The following is a 15,930-nucleotide window of genomic DNA, read 5'->3' as shown; positions in this document are numbered from 1 at the left end:
TATTGCCTGTATTGGCAAGGGAATTTGGCTCCGATGCCAAGCGCGTTCGCGACCAGGGGGAGCCTTCTGAATGGAGATGGCTGCTCAGTTCGCGCAAAAAAGACGCTACATGTCTTGCGCGTTGTGTGCAATAGATGTCAGGGTAGTCCCCACCAGAGCAGCGTGAAGTGCGCAGGCTCGGGAGGCCACCGCTCAATGAGGAGTTATCGATGACCAAGCGCATGCCCGCTCGTCACATCCCGTCCGACCAGCCCGCGCAGGCACTGCCGCGCCGCTCGGTCCTCAAGTTCGCCTCGCTTGCGGGCGCCGGCGTGCTCTTCGCGCCCGCCCTCGCCGCCTGCGCCGGCCCAAAGGGGTCCGCCAACTCCGCCGCCTCGGGCGCGGCAGCCAGCGGCGGCTCGATCAGCATCGTCCTCAACCGCAACCTCGTCAGCCTCGACAACAAGCTCAACCAGTACGACGCGGCCGTCACTGTGCAGCGCGCGGTTCGTGAGGCCCTGACCAAGATCGGTGATGACCTGACCCCGCAGCTCGTCCTGGCCGAGTCCTTCGAGCAGACCGAGCCGACGGTCTGGACCGTCAAGCTGCGCGGGGACATCCACTACTCCGACAAGACCCCGGTTACCGTCGAGGACGTCGAGACCGCCCTCAAGCTCTACTTCGAGGTCAAGGCCGGGTATGTCGCTTCGCAGTTCCCGGAGCAGCCGAAGCTCAAGAAGATCGACGACCGGACCTTCACGCTCACGACCACCAAGCCCGTGGCCTCGCTGAACTCGCTGATGTCCAACATCCTCATCACACCCGCCAAGGACAACAAGGCGGAGGAGCTCGGCACGGGCCTCGGCACCGGGCCCTACACGATCGCAGATGCCAGCTCCGGCACCGGCACCTACCGGCTCGTCAAGAACCCCAACTACTGGGGCGAGGCGCCCAAGCTCGACGAGATCAAGGTGTCCTACCAAGAGGAGGAAGGAGCCCGTGTCATCGCCATCACCTCTGGGCAGGCCGACGTCATCGACACGATAACCCCCGAGTCAGCGGCCAAGCTCAAGACGGACGCCAACATCGACGTCGTCGAGACTCCCGGCACGCGCCTGATCCACCTCTTCTACAACTTCCGCAAGCCGGCCAGCCACCCGCTCGCCAACCCCAAGGTGCGTGAGGCGCTCAGCTACGCGATCGACCACGAGTCCCTCATCAAGGCCCTCATGAACGGCCAGGTCACCTCGGCCGAGGGCGTCGTGCCGAAGACCCTTGCCGGCTTCGCCAAGACGGGTGAGTTCTCGTTCGACCCCGCCAAGGCCAAGTCGATGCTCGCGGCTGAGGGTGCGTCGGGGCTCAAGGTGCGGATCATCTGGGAGGACTCGGAGTTCGCCGGGGCCTCGCGCGTCCTCGAGGCAGTGGCCCAGATGCTGAGCGACGTCGGCGTCACCGCCGAGCTGAAGATGATCCCCAAGGGCGGCGAGATCAACGCCTGGCGTCGCGGCGAGTCCGGCGACTGGGACATCCTCGGCAACGGCTACGGCAACCAGACCGGCCTGGCCCTGACGAACCTGCAGGGGCAGTACGGCGGCACCGCCGAGAAGGAGAAGACCCGCGACTCCTACCACGGCTTCGTCGTCCCCGAGGTCACCGCACTGCTCGACCAGGCCGCCGCCGAGGCCGACGAGGCGAAGAGGGACGACCTGCTCAAGCAGGCACAGGAGAAGATCTGGGCGCTCTGGCCGGCCATGTGGGCCTGGACGCCGAACAACGTCCTCGCCAAGCGCAAGCGCGTCACGGCGCTCAAGCTCCGCGCCACCAACGCCTACGACCTCGGCTCCGTGGCCGTCTCGGCCTGATTCGCGGTGGCCCCATGCTGAAGTACGTCCTCACGAGGATCGGTCAGACGATCCTCACCGCCTTCCTGGCCACCGCCGCAGTCTTCGTGTTGCTGCGGATGGCACCAGGTGACCCGGCGGTGAACTACGCACCGCCGAACCCGACCTCGGCGCAGCTCGACGCGATCCGGCAGGAGTTCGGGCTCGACGAGTCGATCCCGGTCCAGTTCGTCACCTTCCTGACGAAGCTGTTCCAGGGCGATGTAGGAACGTCCTTCTTCTTCAAGCGTCCGGCGATCGACGTCGTCATGGAGCGGCTGCCCTACACCGTCACCCTCGCCTTTGCGGCGATGGCGGTCACCGCACTGGTCGCGATCCCGCTCGGGGTCTGGATGGCGCGCCGCCAGAACACCGCCAAGGAGCTCGGCGCCAACATCGCGACGATCGCCGGACAGTCGATGCCGGACTTCTGGATCGGCTTCGTGCTGCTCATCATCTTCGCGGTCAACCTGCAGTGGTTCTCCCCTGCCGGGTTCGACTCGATGAGCTCGATGGTGCTGCCTACGGCGACGATCGCCATCCTCCAGATCGCCCTCATCTCGAGGCTGGTCCGGCGCGAGATGGTCGTCAACCTGGCTGCGCCCTACCTGACCGTCGCGCGGTCGCGCGGCGTCTCCGAGCGGGCCCTGACCTGGCGCTACGCCTTCGCCAACTCGGCAATCCCCGTCGTCACGGCGATCGGTACCCGCTTCGCGGCGATGCTGAATGGCGTCGTCATCGTCGAGGTCGTCTTCAAGTGGCCCGGCGTCGGTGAGCTCGTCGTCAACGCCCTCAACCAGCGCGACTTCCCGCTCATCCAGGCGACGGTCCTCGTCACAGTCGTCCTCGCTCTCGGCGTCCAGTTGCTCGTCGACCTGCTCTACCCGCTCATGGACCCGCGGGTCCGTCTCGGAGAGGCCAGCGCATGACCACCGCAGCCAGCCCGCATGACCTGCCCGGCGGCCCCGGGGAAACGGCCCAGCGGCATACGGCCGTCACGGGCCTGCTCACGCGGCGGTCCGCCGCCGCCCGACGCAGCCGCTACAGCTCGATCAAGATCTGGCTCGGTGCACTCTGTGCGGGAGTGGTCGTCGTCCCAGTCGTCCTCGCCCGCGTCCTGCCGCTGCCAGATCCGATCGTCGGCAGGCTCGCCGACTCGTCCCTGCCTCCCCTGAGCACGGGCCACCTCCTCGGCACCGACCCCAACGGCAGGGACCTGCTCTCCCGCGTGCTCCACGGGGGACAGACGTCGCTGCTCATCGGCGTTCTCGCCATCGTCGTGTCCGGCATCGTGGGGATCCTCGCCGGCGCCGCCGCCGGGTACTTCGGCGGCTGGACCGACACGATCATCTCGCGGCTGCTCGAGGCGCAGATGTCGCTGCCGCTGCTTCTCATGCTGCTGCTCGTCGTGGCGCTCTTCGGCCCGTCCGTCACGGTCATCACGCTCGTCATCGCCTTCGCCCAGTGGCCAGAGCCAGCCCGCATCACTCGTGCGCTAGTCCTGGTCGAGCGGGAGAAGCCCTATGTCGCGGCCGCGCGCGTGCTCGGCCTGCATCGCGTGGCGATCATCGCCAAGCACGTGATCCCGAACATCATCCAGCAGGCCCTGGTCGTCGTCCTGCTGCTGCTGGCCCAGGCCGTGCTCCTCGAGAGCGCACTGTCCTTCCTCGGCGCCGGCGTCCAGCGGCCCTACCCGACCTGGGGCGGCATCATCTCCGACGGACGTGAGCTCTTCGTCACCGGCAAGTGGTGGCTCGTCACGATTCCCGGAGTGGTCATCGCCCTCCTCGTGATCGGCGTCAACCTCGTCGGTGACGGCCTCCGCGACCGAGTCCGGCGCTCGAAGGGAGACGAGGCATGACCAGAGCCAGCACCGAGGCCCCGGGCACGCGGCTGCTCGAGGTCCGCGACCTGCAGGTCGAGCTGATGACGGGAGACCGCGTCGTGCGCGCCGTCGACGGCGTGAGCTTCCACATCGACCGCGGTGAGACCGTCACGATCATCGGCGAGTCCGGCTCGGGCAAGTCGACCACGGCCATGGCGATCCTGCGGCTGCTGCCCGATGACCTCGCCGTCATCTCGGGCGAGGCCCGGATCGCCGGACAGGACGTCACCGGCAGCCGAAGGGCCATCAACAAGTTGCGTGGTCGCGCCGTCGCGCTCATTCCCCAGGACCCGATGACGGCGCTCAACCCGATCTTCACGATCGGTCGGCAGATGACCGAGGCCGTGCGGATCAAGTACCCCAAGCTGTCGAAGGAGCAGGCCCGGGCCAAGGCACTCGAGCTGATGGAGCAAGTCCACATCCGCACCCCCGAGAAGCAGCTCGGCGCCTATCCCCACCAGCTGTCAGGGGGCATGCTCCAGCGAGTCCTCATCGCGATGGCGATCTCGACCGACGCCGACCTCATCGTCGCCGACGAACCCACCTCCGCCCTCGACGTTACCGTTCAGGCCGGCATCCTCGACCTGCTCCTGGAGCTGCAGGAGCAGACCGGTATCGGGATCCTGCTCATCACCCACGACCTTGGGGTCGCCAGGCTGATGAGCGACCGGATCCACGTCATGAAGTCCGGCGCCTTCGTCGAGTCCGGACCGGTCGCCGAGGTGGTCGACCATCCCCAGCACCCATACACGCAGAAGCTGCTGGCCGCCATCCCCGAGCTGGGACCGTGGCTCGACCCCGCTCTTCGGTCCGCCTCATCGGGCCCAGACGACGCCGATGAGCCCGGGGCGGTTGACTCCGCAGCAGGCCCGGCGGCATCCGACTCCTCCGCCACCCCCGTCAAGGAGGGCACCCGTGGCTGACAACCTGCTCACCGTGCGCAACCTGGTGGTCGAGTACGGCACCGGCCAGCATGCGTTCCGCGCCGTCGACGACGTCTCGTTGACTGTCCCGCGCGGCGGGACACTCGCGATCGTCGGCGAGTCCGGCTGCGGCAAGTCAACGATTGCCAAGGCACTCGTCCGGCTGATCAAGCCGACGTCCGGGTCGGTCGACCTCGACGGCACCGACCTCGCGACGCTCTCCGAGCGAGAGCTGCGGCCCCAGCGGCACCGCGTGCAGATGGTCTTCCAAGATCCATTCGGGTCGCTGGACCCGCACCTGACCGCGCACCAGATCGTCGCCGAGCCGATTGCGGTGCGCGGGGAGAAGTCCAAGAAGGTCCAGCGCGACAAGGCCGCCGCGCTCATCGACCGGGTCGGGCTGCCCTCATCGGCCCTCAGCCGTAAGCCCCCCGAGTTCTCGGGCGGCCAGCGCCAGCGGATCGGCATTGCCCGGGCCCTCGCGTCCGAGCCCGAGCTGCTCGTCTGCGACGAGGCCACGAGTGCTCTCGACGTCTCCGTCCAGGCTCAGGTGCTCGACCTGCTCGCCGAACTGCAGCGCGAGAACGGCCTGACCTACCTGTTCATCTCGCACAACCTCGGCGTCGTCCGCGCCATCTCGCAGGACTGCGTCGTCATGCGCGCGGGCAAGATCGTCGAGGCCGGACGCACCCAGGACCTCCTGTCCCGGCCACACGAGGAGTACACCCAACGCCTGCGCCGTTCAGCCCTCGAACCGGGCCTGATGACCGGCATCAAGCCGCGTCACCTGATCCGCCACATTGCCGCGTCCCGCGCGGCGGAGAGTGAGAAGTCCGCATGACCTCCCCTGAGTCCCACGCGGGCCTCGCCACCGTCGAGCTGCCCGGGCTGGACCAGCCGTTTCCGCGGCTCGTCCTCGGGACGATGACGTTCGGTGACACCGTCGACCTCCAGACCGCGCGCGCCATGGTCGACGCGGCGCTCGCGTCCGGGATCACGTCGATCGACACTGCCAACGGGTATGCCGCTGGGCGCAGTGAGTCGATGCTCGGAGAGATCCTCGCTGGGCGCAGGGACGCCGCGACGATCGCCACGAAGGCGGGCATCTACCCCGGGGACGCGGGTGGGGCGCCGCTGATGTCGGCCGCCGGCCTGCGCCTGTCGCTCGAGGCGAGCCTGCGGCGGCTCGGCACCGACTACGTCGACATCTACTACCTGCACCAGCCTGACCGAACCGTATCGATCGACGAGACCGTTTCCGCCCTAGGGGAGTTCGTCAAGGAGGGCAAGGTCCGGGCGGTCGGTGTGTCGAACTTCTCGGCCTGGCAGATCGGCGACGTCTTCGCCGCGTGCGATGCGTCGGGGACGCCGCGGCCGATCCTCGCGCAGCAGCTCTATAACCTCGTCGCCCGCCGGATCGAGGCGGAGTACGTCGAGTTCGCGACGACGAAGGACTTGGCGACGGTCGTCTACAACCCCCTCGGGGGCGGCCTCCTCACGGGGCGGCACTCGTTTTCCTCAGCGCCCACGGAGGGACGCTTTGGCTCCTCGGCACTCTCGTCGATGTACAAGGACCGCTACTGGAACGAGTCCACGTTTGCAGTCATCGACACCCTCACGGCCATAGCGTCGGATGCGGGCATCACCCTGCCCGAGCTGTCGTTGCGCTGGCTGCTGTCCAAGCCCGTCGTCACGTCGGTGTTGCTCGGCGGGTCCAAACCACACCAACTGGAGGCCAATGTGGCTGCCGCTCAAGCCGGTTCGCTGCCCGACGACGTGCTCGCCGCCTGCGACGAGGCGAGCGCTCCGCTCGCAGGTTCGATGCCGGGGTACAACCGATGAGCGGGGAGCGGTTGACGGGTCGCGAGCGAGTCGGCGACTTCGCCCGACGCGTCCGCGCACGAGAGACGATCGTCGGCTATTGGGTCGTCCTCGACTCGCCTGTCTCGACCGAGCGGATCGCGCGTCTCGGCTATGACTACGTCTGCTTCGACGCCCAGCACGGCCTGCTCGACTACAAGGGGCTGCTCACGGGGCTTACGGCCGTGGACGCCGGCGGCGAGTCGGTGGGCCTCGTGCGCGTCGGCGCCAACGACCCGTTCCTCATCGGCCAGTCACTCGATGCGGGAGCGGCCGGAATCATCGTGCCCCTGGTCAATACCCCCGAGGACGCGGCCCGCGCGGTCGCTTCTGCCAAGTACCCGCCCCTCGGGGTGCGCTCCTACGGCCCGATGCGCTCAGCCCTGCGGGTTGGCCCCGTCCCGTCCGCGGCAAACGAATCAACCGTCGTCCTCGCTATGATCGAGACTCCGCAGGGTCTCGAGAACGTGGAGGCGATCGCTGCCACCCCCGGTCTCGACGGGCTCTACATCGGTCCGTCCGACCTGCGCATCGCCGTCGGTGGCGCATCCCCTGCCGACGCCTCGGTCGACGACGTCTTCGAGGCTGCAACCGAGCGAATCTGCAATGCTGCCAAGGCCGCCGGCATCACGGCGGGCTTCCACACGCCATCGGGTGACGTGGCTGCGAAGCGACTCGGGCAGGGATTCACCCTCGCCACCGTCTCCTCCGATCTCGTGCATCTCGAGCTGGTCGCCGCCGCGCACCTCAAGACAGCGCGGGGTGAGGCATGACCGTGGTACCCGCCCTCCCGACCGACGGCCGACTGCGCGACCGCGACGGAGGCGGGCGAGCGGCATACCTGCCCACTCCCACGGTGCAGTGCCATGCGGCCAACTTGGCCTGGCTGCCCAACGGCGACCTTGCCTGCGTCTGGTTCGGGGGCACGCAGGAGGGCGTTTCAGACATCTGCGTCTACCTCTCGAGACTCCCCTCAGGGAGTGACACGTGGCTCGACCCCGTGGCGCTGAGTGACGACGCGTCGCGCTCCGAACAGAACCCCGTGCTGTTCGCGGCCCGTGAGGGCGAGCTCTGGTTGCTCTACACGGCGCAGTTGGCGGGCAACCAGGACACGTCCGAGGTCCGTCGTCGGGTATCGCGTGACGGCGGGGCGACCTGGGCAGCGCCCACGGTCCTCATTCCGGCGGACGGTCGGCGCGGCGTGTTTGTGCGGCAACCCCCCGTCGCGCTGCCCAGCGGCCGGATCCTCCTGCCCGTGTTCAACTGCGTGTCCGTGCCTGGCGAGAAGTGGGTCGGTAATGAGGACACCTCGAGCGTGTGGTGGTCCGACGACGGTGAGTCCTGGGCGGAGGTCCCCGTGCCGGGATCCCTGGGGTGCGTCCACATGAACATCGTTGCGCGGCAGGACGGCTCATTGTGGGCGTGCTTCCGCAGCCGCTGGGCTGACCACATCTGGGAGACCACGTCGATGGACGGCGGGATGACCTGGACCGAGCCCACGCCGACCTCCCTGCCGAACAACAACTCGTCGATCCAGGCGGTCTCGCTGGGGCTGGATGACGTTGCGCTCGTCTTCAACGCGAGCAGCGCCGCTGATGCGACGGAGCGGCGGGTGTCGCTCTATGACGAGATCGACGACGAGGGCGTCCGGGACGGAATTGACGGACCCCAGCGCGCGGAGCCGGCGCTTGACTCCGCTCGCCGAACGGCCTTCTGGGGCGCCCCGCGGGCGCCGATGACGCTGGGGCTGTCCCGCGACGGCGGCCGGTCCTGGCCGGTGACGGTCGACCTCGAGACCGGCGACGGCTACTGCATGTCGAACAACTCCCGCGACGGCCTCAACCGCGAGCTGTCCTACCCGTCGGTGCTTCCTGGTCCTGCAGGGGACCTGCACATCGCATTCACCTACCACCGCCGAGCGATCAAGCACATTCACCTGCCGGCCGACCTCATCGCGCGGCTGTGTGCAGCGGCGTCCGGATGACTGCTGACTCTTCCGGAGCCGCAGAAACGACCCACACCGCAGTCGTCACCGGTGCCAGCTCAGGTATCGGCCTCGCCATCGCGCACGAGCTTCTCGGTGGGGGGTGGCACGTGGTGGGCCTCAGCCGCTCGCGTGGGGCGTTGCCCGACGCTGCAGCATGGATTCACTGCGACCTGGCCGATTTGGCCTCCGTCGTAGGGGCCGTGACTGCGGTGCGCGAGGCCTGGCCGGCCGGTGTGCACGCGATCGTCCACGCCGCCGGCCTCCAGTACTCGGCCGGCCTGGCTGACCTCCGGCCCGAGCAGGGCGAGCGGATGTGGGCGGTTCACGTGCGGGGCGCCGAGCTCGTTGTCAGTGGGCTTGTCGACGCACTCCTCGACGGTGCCCGGGTCGTGCTGGTTGGGAGCCGCACCATGACCGGCGTGCCAGGAAAGAGTCAGTACGCGGCGACGAAAGCTGCGCTCGTCGCGATGGCCCGCTCTTGGGCCGCCGAGCTCGCCCCTCGACACATCACCGTCAACGTGGTCGCGCCGGGCCCCACGCGCACGGCCATGCTTGAGGACCCAAACCGTGCTTCGGTTCCGCCCGTCATGCCGCCGCTTGGGAGGCTCGTCGAGCCGTCAGAGGTTGCGGCCCTGACCCGGTTCTTGCTCGAATCGAGCGGTGCCATGGTTACGGGCCAGACCCTCGTCATTTGTGGTGGTGCTTCCTTGCACTGAAGGCCTGCCCACACCGGGGCATTCGCTCACGCACCCGCGCAAGGCCCGAACTTCTCCTCAGGCGTGAAGGGCTCGGGCTGCCGACAATCAAACCCGCGCCGGTCGTGTTCACCGAGGAACTGGCCACTGCCGGGATCCCCGGCTCGATCGGCACCGTGGCTGACGCGCCCGAGAACGCGCCCTTGGAGTAATCGATCGGCCAAGGCCGAGTTGATCACGCCAGCAACTGGACCGTCTGATGACAGTCGAACCGTAGGCCGTCTTGCGGGAAACCGGTCAACATGACGCGGCTACAACTATCCCTCGGGTAGGTCTCGCCCATCGATGGGCCCTCGGGCATGGTAACCGTGTCGCGACACCCGCCGCTCCGGCCCCGGGCGGGGCAGCAAAGGCCTCCGGGAGACTCAGCACGGTTCACATCGCCTGCGGGCGTGGGCGGCTCCGGCACATCGCGTGAATCGACGTGGATCGCGCTATGCCCAAGCGGGTGACAGATGTGGGCACGAAGTGACTCCAGTTATGCCCAAACTCCAGATGCACCGAGGGCCCTGACCGCGTTTCCGCAGGTCAGAGCCCTATTCCGATGAGTCGGGGTGACAGGATTTGAACCTGCGACCTCTTCGTCCCGAACGAAGCGCGCTACCAAGCTGCGCCACACCCCGCCTTGCATCAACCGCACGTCACACCCTTGCGGGCGCACCGGAGGCAGCAAGGTGAGACTTTAGCGCAGCATCCCCGGCTTCACCGAATCGGACCCGGCAGGCTGCCCGCGACCCGGACAGCGGTCGTTCGGGGCCGCTCGGCGGACCCAGGGACACCCACCCCGGCCCCTACGTGAGTGCGCGCGAGGGCGGGAGCGAGCCCAGCGGCATACGGCCTGGGTGACGCCGTCTCACGGGCATCAGCGGAGGAGCCGAAGGAGACCACGCAAGCCAGCAGCGCCGCGGGCTCACACAGAGGTTTGGGGCTCGGGTTTTGATTCACCTTTCGCCGGCGTGTCGTCGATGCTCCATAAAACGATCGCTTCTCGAGCATCGCTGAGCGCGTCCTCGGTCCGCACGGTGGGTCAGCGCGCGTTGACGAAGCCGATCGCCATGGCACCCCACCAGCCCAGCTGCGAGAGCGAGGCGGTGACGGCGGAGAGGCCGAGGCGGTGACGGCGAGGGTCATCGGTGAGCCGGGCGTGCAGCCACATCGCGAGCAGGCCGTTCCAGCCGATCAGGAGAACAAGCCCCAGTTTGGCTTGCGTCATGGGGCTGGTTACGTCGGGCTCGAGCAGCACACCGCTGAGCACGAGGCCAGCGAAGCCGCCCCAGATCGGGACGTGGACGTTGCCGGCTTGGCGCAGCACGTCGCTAAGGTCGCACTGGCGGGCCAGCCAGCGCAGTGCCACCCAGTCAACGGTCAGCACCGCGCCGAACCCGACCACGAGGCAGGCCAGGTGCGCGAACAGCGCCACGTCGTGCAGTGTCTGGTCGGGGGCGAGGTGGCACGCGGTCCACACCGACGCCGCGCCCAGAACGGGGAGGGCGATGCCCGCGGCGATGTACCGGGTCCACGAAGGGAGATGCGGCGCCTCCGACGGCCCCGCGTCGAGGATGGTCGTCATTTCGTGAGCTCGACGTCGGCGAACTCGACGGTCGTCCCCTCGGTCAGCGGGGGCGTTTCGGACTGCTCCCCATGCCGGTTGAACGCCGGGACGCCCAGTGTCGCGCGGAGGGTGTAGGTGCCCGCGTCGGGCACGGTGAAGTTGTTGGCGTAGTGGTAGAAGGTCGAGTAGTAGAAGTTCAGCTTCAACTTTTGCACGACCTCAGCCTCGGCATTGACGACCTCGAGCGTGATCGGCACGTCGGGCACGATCCGCCCGGTGGACGTCTCGGTCGGGATGATCTCGATGTGGTGCGTCTCGCCTGCCTTTGGCGCCCGGAACTGTGCACCGTGGGCGCCGTGCGCCTCGAACCATGGTTCGGCGGCCTCGGTGATCAGGTTGACGGTCCACTCGCCGGACTCGACGGTCTTGCCCTTCTCGGCAAGCTCGGCGGCGAGCACGGCGTACTGCTTCTGCACGCCAGCCGGTACGGCGAACTCCTTGTCGTCGTGCGCGCCCTCCTCCGTGCTACACGCGGTGAGCGCGGCGATGGCCAGTGGGGCGGTCAGGGCAGTTAGGGTGGCGCGACGCATAGGAGAGTCCTCCAGGGTTAGGTGAGCCTTATTTAGGTAATGCTTACCTAACTTCTACCCTCGGAGGCAAATGACGCCAACCGACGAGACAGGCCAAGCACCGTGCGACCTTGCTGGGTCTGCTCTTCTCCCCGTCGTAGCGGTCGGGGTCGCCACAGACGACGATCAGCCTTAGGGGCGGCCAACGCGGCGGCAGGCCGCCCGCGTTCGACACCGAACGGTACAAGGACCGGCACCCCGTCGAGGGCTGCATCAACATCCTCAGGCACCACCGCGGGTTCGCCACACGCTAGGACAAGCTCGCCGTCCGGTTCGCCGCGACCGTTCACGTCGCGGTCATGGACCACTGGCTACGACGCCTTTCGTAACAGGCCCTATGCGGGGGAGCGGGACACCAGGGTCAGCAGGACCGCCTCGGGGCGGCAGGCCAGCCGGACGGGTGCCGTCGGGGACGTGCCCAGCCCGGCGCACACCTCCAGCCAGGCAGCGTCGGAGGGGGCCGACGACGACGGCTGGTGCCCGGCTCCCGGCCACCAGCGGGAGACGCCCTTGGCGCGGCTCGTGTCGAGGTCGCAGTTGGTGACGAGCGCGCCATGACCGGGGACGCAGACCTGGCCGCCGTGGGTGTGTCCGGCGATGACGAGGCCGGCGCCGTCCTCGACGAAGGCGTCGAGGACCCGCTGGTAGGGGGCGTGCGTCACGCCGATCGTCAGCTCAGCCGACGGGTGCGACGGTCGGTGGACCAGGTCGATCCGGTCGTAGCCGAGATGCGGGTCGTCGACGCCGATGAAGTCGATCCGGCGCCCGCGGATGACGAGCTTGTCGTGGTGGTTGGTCAGGTCCACCCAGCCCCTGGAGGTGAACCCGTGGATCAGGTCGGCCGTCGGCAGGCGGTCCGTGTCGCCGGTGCCCTTCGCGTGGTGCCGGGTCAGGTAGCGGAGCGGGTTCTTGACCTTGGGGGCGAAGTAGTCGTTGGATCCCAGGACGAAGACACCCGGCCGGTCGAGCAGGCGTCCGAAGGCGTCGAGGACGGCCGGGACGGCATCATGGGCGGCGATGTTGTCGCCGGTGTTGACGATGAAGTCCGGGTCGAGTGACTCGAGATCACGAATCCACGTGGCCTTGCGGGACTGTCGCGGCAGCAGGTGGATGTCGGACAGGTGCAGGACGCGGAGCGGCTCGGCCCCCTCGGGCAGCACGGGCAGCTCGAACCGTCTGAGCACGAAGGCATTGCGCTCGACGAGTGACGCCCAGCCGAGGACGCCTGCGCCGGCGACGCCGACGCCGAGGACGGTCTTGGTCAGGGCGCGCATGCCGCCCATCCTCGCATCCACGTGGGCGCCGAGAGCAATTCCGGCGCGCCGGTTCCGACCTGAGAGACTGTGCGCCATGAGCACTCTCAAGGAGCAGCTGAAAGCCGACCTCACGGCGGCGATGCGCGAGCGCGACCAGGTGCGAGCCGGCACGATCCGCATGGCGCTGACCGCCGTCACCACCGAGGAGGTCGCCGGCAAGGAGCACCGCGAGCTGACTGACGACGACGTGCTCAAGGTGCTCGCGAAGGAGGCGAAGAAGCGGCGCGAGGCGGCGGAGGCCTACACGGGCGCGGGTCGCGCTGAGCTGGCCGCAACCGAGGAGGCCGAGCTCGCGGTCCTCGAGGGTTACCTGCCGAAGCAGCTCGACGAGTCCGAGCTCGAGGCGATCGTCCGGGAGGCCGTCGCGAGCTCGGGCGCGTCCGGCCTGCAGCAGATGGGTCTGGCCATGAAGGCGGCCAACTCCGCGGTCGCCGGTCGTGCCGAGGGTGGGCGGGTCGCCGCGATCGTCCGCCGGGTGCTCGCCGGCTGATCCGGCTGACCGGGCTGAGCGGGCGGCGAAGGCCCCGACACGCTCGTGTCGGGGCCTTCGTCATGCGGACGTATGCCGCTGGGCTCGCTCGCGCGCGCCCGCTCGCTCAGTCCGAGGTCGCGGTCGAGTTCGGTTTGGGTGGCTTCGTCGGCTTCTGGTCCGAGGGCGGTTCGACGGTGATGGTCGGCTTCGGGTCCGGTTTGCCCGTGCCCGGCTCCGGCTTCGGGTCGCTCGGCCCGGTCGAGGTGTAGATCGTCACCACGGAGCCCTTGGGGGCGCGGGCGAACGGTGACGTGCCGGCGACGAGGCCCTTGGGGACGCTCGATCCCATCGAGCCGCCGACGTCGACGGTGAACCCGGCCTGCTCGAGGATCTGTGTCGCCTCCGCGACGGTCCGGCCGGTGACGCTCGGGATGTCGACGAGGTCGCCGTTGAGGACCTTGTCCGAGGGCTCCTTGAACTTCAGGACCGGCTCACCCTCGAGGGCGCGGTTCATGATGCCCTTCCAGATCGGCGCGGCGATCGAGGCGCCGTGCATCACCGGATAGAACTCGCCGCCGACCCTGACGTTCTTCATCAGGCGCTTGTTGCCGTCGTCGGGCGTGCCGACCCAGACGGCTGTCACGAGGTTGGGCGTGTAGCCGGCGAACCACGACTCGTTGTTCTTGTCGGAGGTTCCGGTCTTGCCGGCCGACTCCCGCCCGTCGAGCTGGTTGCGCCGGCCAGAGCCGTTGGTCATGTTGTACTCGAGGAACTTGTGGGCGCCGCGGACGTAGTCGGCCTTGGCCACCTGGGCGCACTTGGTCTTCGGCGCCGCGAGCGTCTTGGAGCCCTGGGTGACCTTGGTGACGACGAGCATCGAGCACTTGTTGCCATCCGCCGCGAGGGTGGCGTAGGCGTGCGCGACGCCCTGCGGGGAGACCTCGTCGGCGCCGAGGATGTACTCGGCGGGGATCTTGCCGATGGGACGCCCGTCAGCCTGGTGCAGGCCGATCCGGTTCATCGTGTCGCGGACCTTGCACCCGCCGAGCTGCTGGGCGAGCGCGACGAACGCCGTGTTGGTCGAGAAGGCCGTGGCCTCCATGAGGCTCATCCGCCCACCCTTCCACGGGGTGTCGTTGCGGACCGGCCAGTCCTCGTAGAGGCCGCACGGTTGGGGGAACTCGCTCGGTTTGTAGATGTAGGGCTTGTCGCCGGCGGGCTTGGCATCGACGCTCGCCTTGGTGCTCATCCCCGACTCCATGGCGGTGAGCAGCGAGAAGGCCTTGGCGGTGGAGCCGAACTGGAAGCCGCCCGACCCTCCCCACTTCTTGTCCAGCGACCACGCGATGCCAGTCCTACCCCGGCTCTGCTTGCCGACCGTGTACTTCGTGTTCTGGGCGAAGGCGAGCACCCGGCCCGTCCCCGGCTCGGTCACGTAGGCGGCGGCACCGACCTTCGACTTGTCGCCGATCGGGACCTTGCGGGTGACCTCCTCCTGGACGATCTTCTGGATCCTGGGGTCCAGCGTCGTCTGCACCGTGATGCCGCCGGTGCGCAGCAGGCGCCGGCGCTGCTCGACCGTCTTGCCGAGCTCGGGCATCGTCTCGACGTAGTTGATGACGAACTCGCACCAGTACGGGTAGGGGGAGGCGAGGCACGTGCTCTTCGGTTGCGTCACCTTGAGGTCCTGCTTCAGGGTCCGCTTCTTGGCGGCCGTCCACTCCTTGTCGGAGATCTTGCCGAGCTCGTGCATGCGGTCGAGGACGACGTTGCGTCGCGCGATCGCCCGCTCCGGGTAGTTGACCGGGTCGGTCGTTCCGGGGTTCTGCGTCAGGCCGGCGAGCAGCGCCGCCTGCGACAGGCTCAGCTTGCTCGCGGGGATGGAGAAGTAGTGCCGGGACGCGGCCTCGACGCCGTAGGCCTGGTCGCCGTAGTAGACGAGGTTGAGGTAGCCCTGGAGGATCTCGTCCTTCGTCATCTTCTTCTCGAGGGTGATCGCGTACTTCAGCTCCTTGAGCTTGCGCATGTAGTCCTTGCGGACCGCTGCCTGCGCCGCGGCCTTGTCGCCCTGGTTGAGCGCGGAGTACTGGAGCGAGATCTTGACGTACTGCTGCGTCAGCGACGAGGCGCCGGATGTCGTCTGCCCGGTGCGGATGTTGGCGATCGCCGCGCGCATGACGCCCTGCAGGTCGAAGCCGCCGTGCTCGTAGAACCGGTGGTCCTCGATCGCGACCTGCGCCTCCCGCATGATCGGCGCGACGTTCTTCAGCGGGACGATGATGCGGTTCTGCTCGGCCGGCGTCGCGATGACCCTGCCGTCCGCGGCGAGGATGCGCGACTGCTGGCTCAGCGGGTCGGTCTTGAACTCCCCGGGCAGCTCGTTGAAGATGTCGACCCCGCTGCGGGCGATGGCGCCGGTGGCTCCCACTGCGGGCATGAAGAGCCCGGCCGCGAGGAGGCCGAGCACCAGGGCCGCCGCGAGGAACGCGCCGAGCAGGCTGATGACGCCGCCGATGGACGTGGTGCGGGAGGACGACATGCGCCCAAGGGTAACTGCTGCCCCTGTGGTATCTGGCCCCGCCGGTGCGGCGTCTGAGGGGCGTATCGGCTGATCAGCGCTGGTCAGCCGGTGACTAGTCACCCACCGGCACAAATGATGCATTCGGCCTATGTCCGGTTCGCGCGGTCGCTC

General features: G+C 68.3%; 14 protein-coding genes and 1 tRNA gene. 10 read left to right on the top strand and 5 right to left on the bottom strand.

All coding sequences use genetic code 11. The features are described from left to right. Nucleotides 1-209 precede the first annotated feature (209 nt). From ABWV20_RS17170 to ABWV20_RS17130, 9 genes are read left to right on the top strand one after another with little or no spacing between them, the layout of a single operon-like run. Nucleotides 210-1,841 carry an ABC transporter substrate-binding protein gene (locus tag ABWV20_RS17170; RefSeq protein WP_353357298.1) on the top strand — a complete coding sequence of 544 codons (1,632 nt, stop codon included), beginning with the start codon at nucleotides 210-212 and terminating at the stop codon, nucleotides 1,839-1,841. A gap of 14 nt (nucleotides 1,842-1,855) precedes the next feature. Continuing rightward, the gene (locus ABWV20_RS17165) at nucleotides 1,856-2,788 is read left to right on the top strand and encodes an ABC transporter permease (protein WP_353357296.1); all 933 of its coding nucleotides are present in this window, start codon (nucleotides 1,856-1,858) and stop codon (nucleotides 2,786-2,788) included. Beyond that, nucleotides 2,785-3,720: an ABC transporter permease gene (locus tag ABWV20_RS17160; RefSeq protein ID WP_353357294.1), complete on the top strand. Its 936-nt coding sequence runs from the start codon at nucleotides 2,785-2,787 to the stop codon at nucleotides 3,718-3,720. The genes ABWV20_RS17165 and ABWV20_RS17160 overlap by 4 nt, the downstream gene beginning before the upstream one ends. Then, nucleotides 3,717-4,667, top strand: a complete 951-nt coding sequence (locus tag ABWV20_RS17155; RefSeq protein ID WP_353357292.1) for an ABC transporter ATP-binding protein — start codon at nucleotides 3,717-3,719, stop codon at nucleotides 4,665-4,667. The genes ABWV20_RS17160 and ABWV20_RS17155 overlap by 4 nt, the downstream gene beginning before the upstream one ends. Continuing rightward, nucleotides 4,660-5,508, top strand: coding sequence for an ATP-binding cassette domain-containing protein (locus ABWV20_RS17150; RefSeq protein ID WP_353357290.1), 849 nt, complete (start codon nucleotides 4,660-4,662; stop codon nucleotides 5,506-5,508). Before ABWV20_RS17155 ends, ABWV20_RS17150 begins: the two co-directional genes overlap by 8 nt. Beyond that, nucleotides 5,505-6,509, top strand: coding sequence for an aldo/keto reductase (locus ABWV20_RS17145; protein ID WP_353357288.1), 1,005 nt, complete (start codon nucleotides 5,505-5,507; stop codon nucleotides 6,507-6,509). Before ABWV20_RS17150 ends, ABWV20_RS17145 begins: the two co-directional genes overlap by 4 nt. Further along, entirely contained in the window at nucleotides 6,506-7,300 is a 795-nt protein-coding gene (locus ABWV20_RS17140; RefSeq protein WP_353357286.1) for an HpcH/HpaI aldolase family protein, read from the top strand. The genes ABWV20_RS17145 and ABWV20_RS17140 overlap by 4 nt, the downstream gene beginning before the upstream one ends. Continuing rightward, complete coding sequence (locus tag ABWV20_RS17135) at nucleotides 7,297-8,511, top strand: sialidase family protein (RefSeq protein ID WP_353357284.1); 1,215 nt, start codon at nucleotides 7,297-7,299, stop codon at nucleotides 8,509-8,511. Before ABWV20_RS17140 ends, ABWV20_RS17135 begins: the two co-directional genes overlap by 4 nt. After that, complete coding sequence (locus tag ABWV20_RS17130) at nucleotides 8,508-9,230, top strand: SDR family NAD(P)-dependent oxidoreductase (protein ID WP_353357282.1); 723 nt, start codon at nucleotides 8,508-8,510, stop codon at nucleotides 9,228-9,230. Before ABWV20_RS17135 ends, ABWV20_RS17130 begins: the two co-directional genes overlap by 4 nt. Nucleotides 9,231-9,818: 588 nt before the next feature. On the opposite strand, the gene ABWV20_RS17125 is transcribed toward ABWV20_RS17130, so the two are convergent. The 4 genes from ABWV20_RS17125 to ABWV20_RS17110 all read right to left on the bottom strand — a co-directional run bounded on the left by ABWV20_RS17125 (nucleotide 9,819) and on the right by ABWV20_RS17110 (nucleotide 12,724). Then, a tRNA-Pro gene (locus tag ABWV20_RS17125) sits at nucleotides 9,819-9,892 on the bottom strand. Nucleotides 9,893-10,296: 404 nt separating this feature from the next. Then, the gene (locus ABWV20_RS17120) at nucleotides 10,297-10,839 is read right to left on the bottom strand and encodes a hypothetical protein (protein WP_353357280.1); all 543 of its coding nucleotides are present in this window, start codon (nucleotides 10,837-10,839) and stop codon (nucleotides 10,297-10,299) included. Continuing rightward, the gene (locus ABWV20_RS17115) at nucleotides 10,836-11,411 is read right to left on the bottom strand and encodes an iron transporter (protein ID WP_353357278.1); all 576 of its coding nucleotides are present in this window, start codon (nucleotides 11,409-11,411) and stop codon (nucleotides 10,836-10,838) included. Before ABWV20_RS17115 ends, ABWV20_RS17120 begins: the two co-directional genes overlap by 4 nt. A gap of 374 nt (nucleotides 11,412-11,785) precedes the next feature. Then, nucleotides 11,786-12,724, bottom strand: coding sequence for a metallophosphoesterase (locus ABWV20_RS17110; protein WP_353357276.1), 939 nt, complete (start codon nucleotides 12,722-12,724; stop codon nucleotides 11,786-11,788). 76 nt (nucleotides 12,725-12,800) lie between these two features. On the opposite strand from ABWV20_RS17110, the gene ABWV20_RS17105 reads away from it, so the two are divergent. Beyond that, nucleotides 12,801-13,256 carry a GatB/YqeY domain-containing protein gene (locus ABWV20_RS17105; RefSeq protein WP_353357274.1) on the top strand — a complete coding sequence of 152 codons (456 nt, stop codon included), beginning with the start codon at nucleotides 12,801-12,803 and terminating at the stop codon, nucleotides 13,254-13,256. Nucleotides 13,257-13,362: 106 nt separating this feature from the next. Here ABWV20_RS17105 and ABWV20_RS17100 read toward each other — a convergent pair whose 3' ends face one another. Beyond that, a complete protein-coding gene (locus tag ABWV20_RS17100) occupies nucleotides 13,363-15,777 on the bottom strand; it encodes a transglycosylase domain-containing protein (RefSeq protein WP_353357272.1) in 2,415 nt (804 codons plus the stop codon). Between the last annotated feature and the right edge of the window lie 153 nt (nucleotides 15,778-15,930).

The sequence above is a fragment of the Intrasporangium sp. DVR genome, from assembly GCF_040365325.1.
Lineage (GTDB): Bacteria > Actinomycetota > Actinomycetes > Actinomycetales > Dermatophilaceae > Intrasporangium.
This window is presented reverse-complemented; position numbering and strand designations above follow the sequence as displayed.